Annotated in this window: 8 protein-coding genes; 3 read left to right on the top strand and 5 right to left on the bottom strand. The window is 46.0% G+C overall.

Going from position 1 to position 8,368, the window contains the following annotated elements; genetic code table 11:
* Nucleotides 1-300: 300 nt before the first annotated feature.
* The 4 genes from DW694_RS11940 to DW694_RS11925 form a co-directional block, all read right to left on the bottom strand.
* Nucleotides 301-1,575: an MFS transporter gene (locus DW694_RS11940; RefSeq protein WP_118753073.1), complete on the bottom strand. Its 1,275-nt coding sequence runs from the start codon at nt 1,573-1,575 to the stop codon at nt 301-303.
* A gap of 441 nt (nt 1,576-2,016) precedes the next feature.
* Nucleotides 2,017-3,141, bottom strand: a complete 1,125-nt coding sequence (locus DW694_RS11935; RefSeq protein ID WP_118512822.1) for a DUF362 domain-containing protein — start codon at nt 3,139-3,141, stop codon at nt 2,017-2,019.
* 99 nt (nt 3,142-3,240) lie between these two features.
* Entirely contained in the window at nt 3,241-3,708 is a 468-nt protein-coding gene (locus DW694_RS11930) for a DUF2284 domain-containing protein (protein WP_118512823.1), read from the bottom strand.
* Nucleotides 3,709-3,773: 65 nt separating this feature from the next.
* Nucleotides 3,774-4,646 (bottom strand): LysR family transcriptional regulator, encoded by an 873-nt coding sequence (locus tag DW694_RS11925; protein WP_118753072.1) that lies wholly within the window; start codon nt 4,644-4,646, stop codon nt 3,774-3,776.
* Nucleotides 4,647-4,801: 155 nt separating this feature from the next.
* Between DW694_RS11925 and DW694_RS11920 the strand changes: the two genes are divergently transcribed.
* Genes DW694_RS11920 through sdaAA form a run of 3 tightly spaced genes read left to right on the top strand, consistent with a single transcriptional unit; the run spans nt 4,802 to nt 7,586 of the window.
* Nucleotides 4,802-6,022, top strand: a complete 1,221-nt coding sequence (locus DW694_RS11920) for a dicarboxylate/amino acid:cation symporter (protein ID WP_118512825.1) — start codon at nt 4,802-4,804, stop codon at nt 6,020-6,022.
* Between the two features lie 5 nt (nt 6,023-6,027).
* Complete coding sequence (gene sdaAB / locus DW694_RS11915) at nt 6,028-6,696, top strand: L-serine ammonia-lyase, iron-sulfur-dependent subunit beta (protein WP_118753071.1); 669 nt, start codon at nt 6,028-6,030, stop codon at nt 6,694-6,696.
* 20 nt (nt 6,697-6,716) lie between these two features.
* Nucleotides 6,717-7,586 carry an L-serine ammonia-lyase, iron-sulfur-dependent, subunit alpha gene (sdaAA, locus tag DW694_RS11910; protein ID WP_015527274.1) on the top strand — a complete coding sequence of 290 codons (870 nt, stop codon included), beginning with the start codon at nt 6,717-6,719 and terminating at the stop codon, nt 7,584-7,586.
* 392 nt (nt 7,587-7,978) lie between these two features.
* On the opposite strand, the gene DW694_RS11905 is transcribed toward sdaAA, so the two are convergent.
* Nucleotides 7,979-8,338: a P-II family nitrogen regulator gene (locus tag DW694_RS11905; protein ID WP_118753070.1), complete on the bottom strand. Its 360-nt coding sequence runs from the start codon at nt 8,336-8,338 to the stop codon at nt 7,979-7,981.
* Nucleotides 8,339-8,368: the final 30 nt, after the last annotated feature.

The following is an 8,368-nucleotide window of genomic DNA, read 5'->3' as shown; positions in this document are numbered from 1 at the left end:
CGACATTGTTGTTTGATTTATATGTTGTGTTCATATTTGTATTATACCATTGTTCATCAGTTAATACAATTACTATTTTGTCCATCTTCAATCACTTGCATAAACAGTCAAAAACAATATCTGATTTTCTCATCCTTTCGTTATCCTAGCAGAAATATCTGATCCCTGCAACTCAAAAAAAGCCTGGAAGAAATCAGCCACAGGCATTTTATTTCTTCCAGGTTTTTCTGTTTTCTGATTCTCAGTCAGCTGTCTTTGATCCGGCAGCTGATACAGCTCTGCATCCAGTTACATTCAGACTTATTCTGCCTGTGTTTTGCTTACCTGTGCTGTATCATTCTTTACTCCGGCAGATTTTTCGGCATGCTCTTTCACAAGATTCCGTCCAAGCAGAGTCAGGCATACAAATGCGATCACTGCAAAAACAGCTCCGATTCCAAATACCACGTTCATCTCATAGCCTTTGCTGCTCACCAGACCGGAGATCGCCGGTGCGCCAAAGGTTGCAAATACGATACCGAACATGACGAATCCGTAATTTTCTCCGGTGTGCTTCATTCCGAAAATAGAGCTTGTCAGAGACGGGAAGCTTCCCATGATTCCTCCGTAGCAGCCGTACATCAGCACAACAGCAACCGTTACTGCCAGGGAGCTTGATACAGCGAGAACTCCCATAGCGATCACTGCCACGATCAGCACTCCTTTGATGCAGACGATCCTGCCTGCTTTATCTGCCAGTGTTGGAAGCACCAGTCTTGCGCCAGCGTTTACAATAGAACCAAGCATCACTGCACTAACTGCCATTGCAGACGGAATTCCAAGGTCGATCTGATAGGTCTGAGATACCGGTGAAACCATAAAATACGAGGTCAATCCAAAAAACATAGTAGCAAGGAGAAGATAAAAATTCTTTGTACGCACCATTTCTGCAGATGTGTACTGTTTTATTTCCGGTTCAGCTGCTTTCTTTCCGGCGGAAGCCTGTACATTCATCAGATTTTTTGCCGGCGCCTGGAAGAAAATTCCGCATAGTATCCAGGAAACTGTAATGGCAGTTCCAATAATAAGAAGTGTTTTCTGTACACCGGCTGTCTCCAGCAGTTTTCTGCTCAGCGGCGCCAGGAAAAATCCACAAAGTCCGTTGGCAGTTACCACAACGCCGGAAGCAAATCCGGTACGGTCCGGGAACCATCTCTGCACGGTTGCCAGGATCACCGTGTAGATCATTCCCTGTCCAAATCCCTGCATCACTCCATAGGAGAGATACATAGGAAGCGGTATGGGAACGATCAGAAATGCGGATGCCAGGATTCCTGCCGCAAAGATCCCGCCTCCGATCCATACGATCGTCTTTTCCTTAAAACGGTTCTGCATCCTTCCGCCTACGATATTTCCGAATACAAAGGTGCTCAGTGCCAGATAAAAGCACATGGATGCCTGTCCCTGACTCCAGCCTGCCTGCTCCATCACATAGGGCTGGTAAATAGACCATACATGGGGATATCCGGTAAAAAAGATCGCGAAAGCTCCGAATATCATAGTCAGCAAACGCTGTTTTTTCTGTATTCCTGTCATAATTTCCTCCTCTGAAAAAGATTTCCGGCCTGCTCTGTACTCTCTGCTCACAGAATGCAGCCTGTTTCTGTACTCACGATCTGCACGTTTTCCTGCACATTAGCTCTGCTTATCCCTGATATTCTTTTATTCGCGTGCTATTATTCTTCATTTGCGTGCCAAATGCGTGTTAATTATATTGTATGTATGTTATCACACGCAATCTTATTATGCAATATAAATTTACAGCTTTTTCTGTTTTCTCGTTTATGTCCAAATTTTCCTGTTATTTCTTTATATATTATTCACAATGCTCGTCTTTTAGGCACGCATATGCACGCATATATTTTTTATTTAAAATACCGTTTTTATCCGTTTTTTCTATTTTATAATTCTCAATTCGCGCAAAAAAGCACGCCATGTTACAGGCGTGCTTTCGTGATTTTATATAATTTCTGTTGCTTATTTGATTATCTTCAGCTCATATTCCCTGGTTCCCAGGCCGATCTTTTCTGCCTGATCCAGAGTTGCCTTCCACTCAATATTCGGATTGGAATCCTTAAAATGGTCATGATGACAGTGCCATCCCGGCTCTGCCAGATGCTCTCCAAGCTGGCTGTTGGCGATCGGTGTTGCCTTCAGGCAGGCATCTGCACAGGCCTGATCCAGTGCAACCGGGTCAAAGCTTGCGAACATTCCGATATCCGGAAGGATCGGCGCATCATTTTCACCATGGCAGTCACAGTTAGGGCTGATATCCTGTACCAGTGCAATATGGAAATGGGGACGTCCGTGACAGACAGCCTGTGCATACTCTGCCATCTTGCGGTCAAGAAGCTCGTTTGCACTGCTATTCGGATTATATACGGCATCATAGCTGCAGGCACCGATACAGCGGCCACAGCCTTTGCATTTATCGTAATCGATAACTGCTTTCTTGTTTACATATGTAATCGCATCACTTCCGCACTCTTTCGCACAGCGGCGGCAGCCACGACAGACATCTTCATGGATGGCCGGCTTTCCGCTGGCATGCTGCTGCATTTTTCCGGCACGGCTTCCGCAGCCCATACCGATATTCTTCAGGGCGCCGCCAAAGCCGGTTGCCTCATGTCCCTTGAAATGGCTGAGACTGATAAAAATATCTGCGTCCATGATAGCATGTCCGATCAAGGCAGTTTTACAGTATTCTCCGTTCACTACCGGAACTTCTACTTCATCGGTTCCTCGAACTCCGTCACCGATGATGATCTGACATCCGGTCGTGATCGTGTTAAATCCATTAAGATTTGCACAGTCCAGATGCTCCAGTGCGTTCTTTCTGCTTCCCGGATAAAGAGTATTACAATCTGTCAGGAACGGCATTCCGCCCTGCTCCTTACAAAGATCTGCGACTACCTTCGCATAGTTCGGACGAAGGAATGCCATATTTCCAAGCTCTCCGAAATGCATCTTGATGGCTACGAATTTTCCATCCATATCGATATCTTTGATTCCTGCGGCAACACAGAGTTTTTTCAGTTTGTCCAGCTGGCTGGTTCCCACCGGGCAACGAAAATCAGTGAAATAAACTGTTGATTTCTCCATTCTGGTTTCCCTCCTGTTTGATCATTTCAAAATAAATTTACCCTTTTCCTGACAATATGTCCAGTTTTTATACAAAAAATGTATAAAAAAAGCGCTACTCTACTCTCGAAAAAGGATCTGCGAAAAATACCGGAACTTTCCATCATTGGTCCAGCACTGCATTCCCACAGCATCTGCCATCTTCTGCGCATCCACACAATAGGCAGACATACAGGAATTATGCTTGTACGGTCCGGCGCTCATGATCAGAATATCTGTTTTTCCGCACTCTTTCATCTTCTCTGAGAGCTGCTCTGTCAGCTTATTATGTGCAAGCTTGGCTTTTTTGTAATCCATGAGTCTGTCCTGCGTCGTCTGGAGCACCAGGGTGTTCTCATAATCCAGGGCACGTTCCTTCATTTCTTCCACAGTCCCGCTTTCCGGTGGACATGCAGGATTTTTATCATAATTACCACAAGCATTTTCTTCACAGAAAACACGGTATTCCGGCACAAACACCAGCTTATCGGTTTTCATGACCGCTGCATCGGAAAAGCCAAGCTTCTTTGCTTCTTCAATAAAATCCATTTTTCTCTCCTATGCTTTTTTCTTTTATAGTGCCACATTTTATTTGTTTTTACAAGCTCTGCCTTTCACTCTGCCGCCAGGCGGATGAATTCCTCCATCTCTCTCGTCTTAAACTTATTTTTGTGGTAAAAGATCTGTCGGTACATGGATATCTCCACATCTTCCACATGTAAAAGGGCAATTCTTCCTTTCCGGATATCCCGCTCCACAGCCAGATAGGGAAGAAAGGAAAGTCCGTGGTTCTTTTCCAGCATGCGGATGATGAAAGCGGTATCGCTGATCTCCAGTACCGGTGACAGGGCCTGCTTCTTAAGCGCCAGCTGCTGATCTAGGGCCTGCCGATAATTGGCATTCTTTTCCGTGAGAAAAAAAGGCTCTTCCAGGATATCCTCCATCTTCAGCGTCTTTCCCGCAAACTCCGAATCTGCAGAGGCCACAAATACTACCGGCTCCGCCTTCTCCATGACCTTCACCCAGTTCTGGTCCCACCTTGGGGTATCCAGTATATAAATAAGATCCAGCCCGTTATGCTCCATCATCCGTATCAGCTGCTCCGGTGTATCAATAGTCACCTGCATATTTACTTTCGGGTGAAACTCACGAAATTTGCTGAGAACAGCCGGAAGCTTTGCTGTGCAGAGAGATTCAATAGTCCCGATATGCAATGGATTTTTCAGTTCCGCATCGTCATTCATTGATTTTTTTGCTTTATTTACGTCATATAAGATCCGGCTTGCATGCTCCATAAACTCTTTTCCGGACGGAGTAAGCACCACACGCTTTCCGGTTCTGTCAAAAAGTCTTGTTTCCAGCTCATTTTCCAGAAGACGGATCTGGACAGTGATCGCTGACTGGGTGTATCCCAGAACCTCTGCTGCCCTGGAAAAACTCTGAAGCTGTGCTACATGTACAAACGTCTCCAACTGACGGATTTCCATTATTTTCTCCCTTTTTCTATGAAATTTTTTCATCGTGATGATGAAATCTGTGAATTTGCTTTATTTTTATGTCAATGTTACAATACAATCACGAGGACGTCAATCGTATTTTTGTGCAAAATGAATAAATTCATACTTAGGAGGAAAGAATCCAAATGGAAAAGAAAAAAATCAAGATCGGACTTGTGCCGAAGCTGATCATTGCCATCATCATAGGTATCCTGTTCGGCCAGTTCCTTCCGGAAGGCTTCTGTCGCTTTGTTGTAACCCTTTCCGGATTTTTCAGTACCTTTCTGAAATTCGTCATCCCGCTGATGATCCTTGCCTATGTGACCATGGGTATTGCGGATCTTTCACAGGGTGCAGGGAAGCTTCTCCTGATCACAGTGGCTCTGGCTTATGGCTCCACTCTGATCGCAGGTTCCGCATCCTATCTGGTATCATCCAGCCTGTTCCCACACTTTATGAGTGAAGGTGCACTGGATCAGATCGCAGCTACCGCAGACGCATCCCTGACACCATTTTTCTCTATCACACTGGAGCCGGTCATGGATACTCTTTCTGCTGTTGCCCTTGCCTTTGTCATGGGACTGTGCCTCTCTTCCATGCGTGGAAAAGAAATGGGAAACAGCCTTTATAACGGAATGAGCGACTTTTCCAAAATCATTGACAAAGTCCTTCATACCATTATCATCCCGCTGCTTCCGCTTTACATCTGCGGAACCTTCACAGATATGACTATTTCCGGAAAAACCTTTGCCATCTTAAGCATCCTCTGGAAGGTATTCCTTGTTGTTATCATCATGCACCTGATCTGCATTACGATCCAGTTTGTGATCGCAGGTACTGTCAGCAAAAAGAATCCTTTCACTCTGATCAAAAATCAGATCCCGGGATACACAACTGCTCTGGGAACCCAGTCTTCCGCAGCTACCATCCCGGTCAACCTGGAATGTGCAAAGAAGGATGGCGTATGTGAGCAGATCCGCAACTTCGTAGTACCGCTCTGTGCAAACATCCACATGGCCGGTTCCATGATCACCATCACAGCCTGTGCTACTGCAGTCTGCCTTATGAACCAGCTGCCCATCAGTCTCGGGATCATCGTTCCGTTCATCATGACTCTCGGTGTTGCCATGGTTGCATCTCCCGGTGCTCCCGGTGGTTCCATCATGACTGCCCTTCCATTCCTTTATATGGTATTCGGAGCAGAAGCCGGTGATCCGGACGGTGCCATCTGTGCTATCATGGTTGCCCTTTACATTACTCAGGATTCCTTCGGAACTGCCTGCAATGTATCCGGTGACAACGCCATCGGCGTGATCGTTGACACCATTTATAAGAAATTTATCGCAAAAACACCACAGGAGAATTAAGCAAAATGTCTTTTATCAGTGTATTTGACGTTATGGGGCCCAACATGATCGGTCCTTCCAGTTCTCATACCGCAGGGGCTGCGCGTATTGCTTTCCTTGCCCAGAAGATGATCACGCCGCCCCTGAAAAAAGTGGAATTCATCCTTTATGGTTCCTTCGCCAGAACATACAAGGGACACGGTACAGACCGTGCCCTCCTTGGCGGAATCATGGGCTTTTCCACAGATGACATGCGTATACGGAGTTCTTTTGATATTGCCAGGGAACAGGGGATCGACTTTTCCTTTACTCCAAATGAAGCGGAAACCGATGTCCATCCCAACACTGTAGATATCCATATGGTCAATGAACAGGGACAGGAAATGACAGTCCGGGGGGAATCGCTGGGCGGCGGCAAGGTCCGCATTGTGGAGATCAACCACGTGAAAGTGGATTTCACCGGCGAATACAGTGCCATCATCGTGATCCATCAGGATACTCCCGGTGTTGTGGCCTACATCACCAGATGCTTAAGTGAACGTAACATTAACATTGCCTTCATGCGCCTCTTCCGTGAATCCAAAGGAACCACAGCCTATACGATCGTGGAATCCGATGGTCATCTCCCGGAAGATATCGTAGAAAGCATTCACCAGAACACCAACATCCATGATGTCATGGTTGTTCAGATGTAGGGAAAAGGAGGATGTGTTTTATGGATTTCAAAAATGCCAAGGAACTTCTTGCTCTCTGCCAGGAAAAAAAGCTTCCGATTTCCGAAGTAATGCGCCAGCGTGAGATCCTTCTCGGTGAAACCACTGCTGAAATCGTGGACCAGCGCATGGACCGTGTTCTGGAGATCATGAAGGACGCTGCTTTTTCCCCCATCAAAGATCCGGTGATATCTATGGGCGGACTAATCGGCGGTGAAGCCCGAAAGCTCTGCGAATTTCATGACCTGGGAAAAAGCCTGTGCGGAAATGTTCTCGGAAAGGGAATCACCTACGCTATGGCAACCCTTGAGACCAACGCTTCCATGGGACTGATCGTTGCCTCTCCTACTGCCGGCAGTGCCGGGATCGTTCCCGGAATGATGCTTGCTCTTCAGGAGGTCTACGGCTTTTCCGATAAAAAAATCCGCCAGGCACTATTTAATGCAGGCGCGATCGGCTATCTTGCCATGCGTAATGCAACAGTTGCCGGTGCTGTTGGCGGATGTCAGGCTGAGGTCGGAATCGCTTCCGCAATGGCTGCTTCCGCTGCTGTTGAGCTTCTTGGCGGCACTCCGCTGCAGTGTACCTATGCGGCTTCCACCGTTCTTATGAATATGCTCGGTCTTGTATGTGACCCGGTAGGCGGCCTGGTGGAATATCCCTGCCAGAACCGTAATGCAGCCGGTGTTTCCAATGCCCTAATCGCAGCGGAAATGTCACTGGCCGGTATCCCCCAGTTCATCCCGCTGGATGAGATGATCGATGCCATGTATACTGTGGGCAAAAAACTTCCTGCCGAGCTTCGTGAAACTGCTCTCGGCGGTTGTGCAGCCACACCGTCTGCCTGTGAGAAATGTCATCTTTGCAGCTGATGAGCAGAGTATAACACATAATAAATAGAGCCCGACTGAAATGACTCAAACAACAAAACGGAGAATTCCCGAACTTCTTTTTCCAGGAATTCTCCGTTTTTTTTTTTATAACAGGCATTCTGATCTCACATTCGCTGATTGTTCGGATTTTTTCTGGCAGTCTCAAAATCCGGTTCCAGTCCTTTCTTCAGAAGTTTAGCGTAAATACTTTCAGCACTTTTTATCCGGTTGGTGATCTAACTGATCTATTGTATACCTTTCTATCTTATATGTAACTGCAGAAGTTTGCACCAAATCAAAGTAAGACTATTGTTAATTATCTGCAAAAAGATCCTTCTGAAAATCTGAATATCTCAGTTTTCCAGAAGGATCTTTTTTACATTTCTATTATTTTAAAAGAACTCTGACTGCAGTGCATCATATCCGGTCTCACCGGTTCGGATTCGGACAGCATTTCGGATCTCGTAGCTGAAGATCTTGCCATCGCCCGGGTCACCGGTGAATGCTGCTTTCTGAATCGCATCAATGACTTTAATCTCCCAGTCTTCGGATGATACTACAATCTCAAACTTGATCTTCGGTTTCAGAAATACATCGATTTTAGAACCACGGACATATTCTGTGTAACCACGCTGTGTTCCGCAGCCCATAATCTGGGTTACTGTAAAACCGTTTACCTGGATGTCATTTAACGCTGCTTTGACATCTTCCATTTTTTCTTCTCTTACGATTGCTTCTATTTTAATCAACATATTATAATCTCCTCTTTAACACCATCATTC

Source organism: Ruminococcus sp. AM26-12LB, assembly GCF_003480785.1.
GTDB lineage: Bacteria > Bacillota > Clostridia > Lachnospirales > Lachnospiraceae > Blautia_A > Blautia_A fusiformis.
This window is presented reverse-complemented; position numbering and strand designations above follow the sequence as displayed.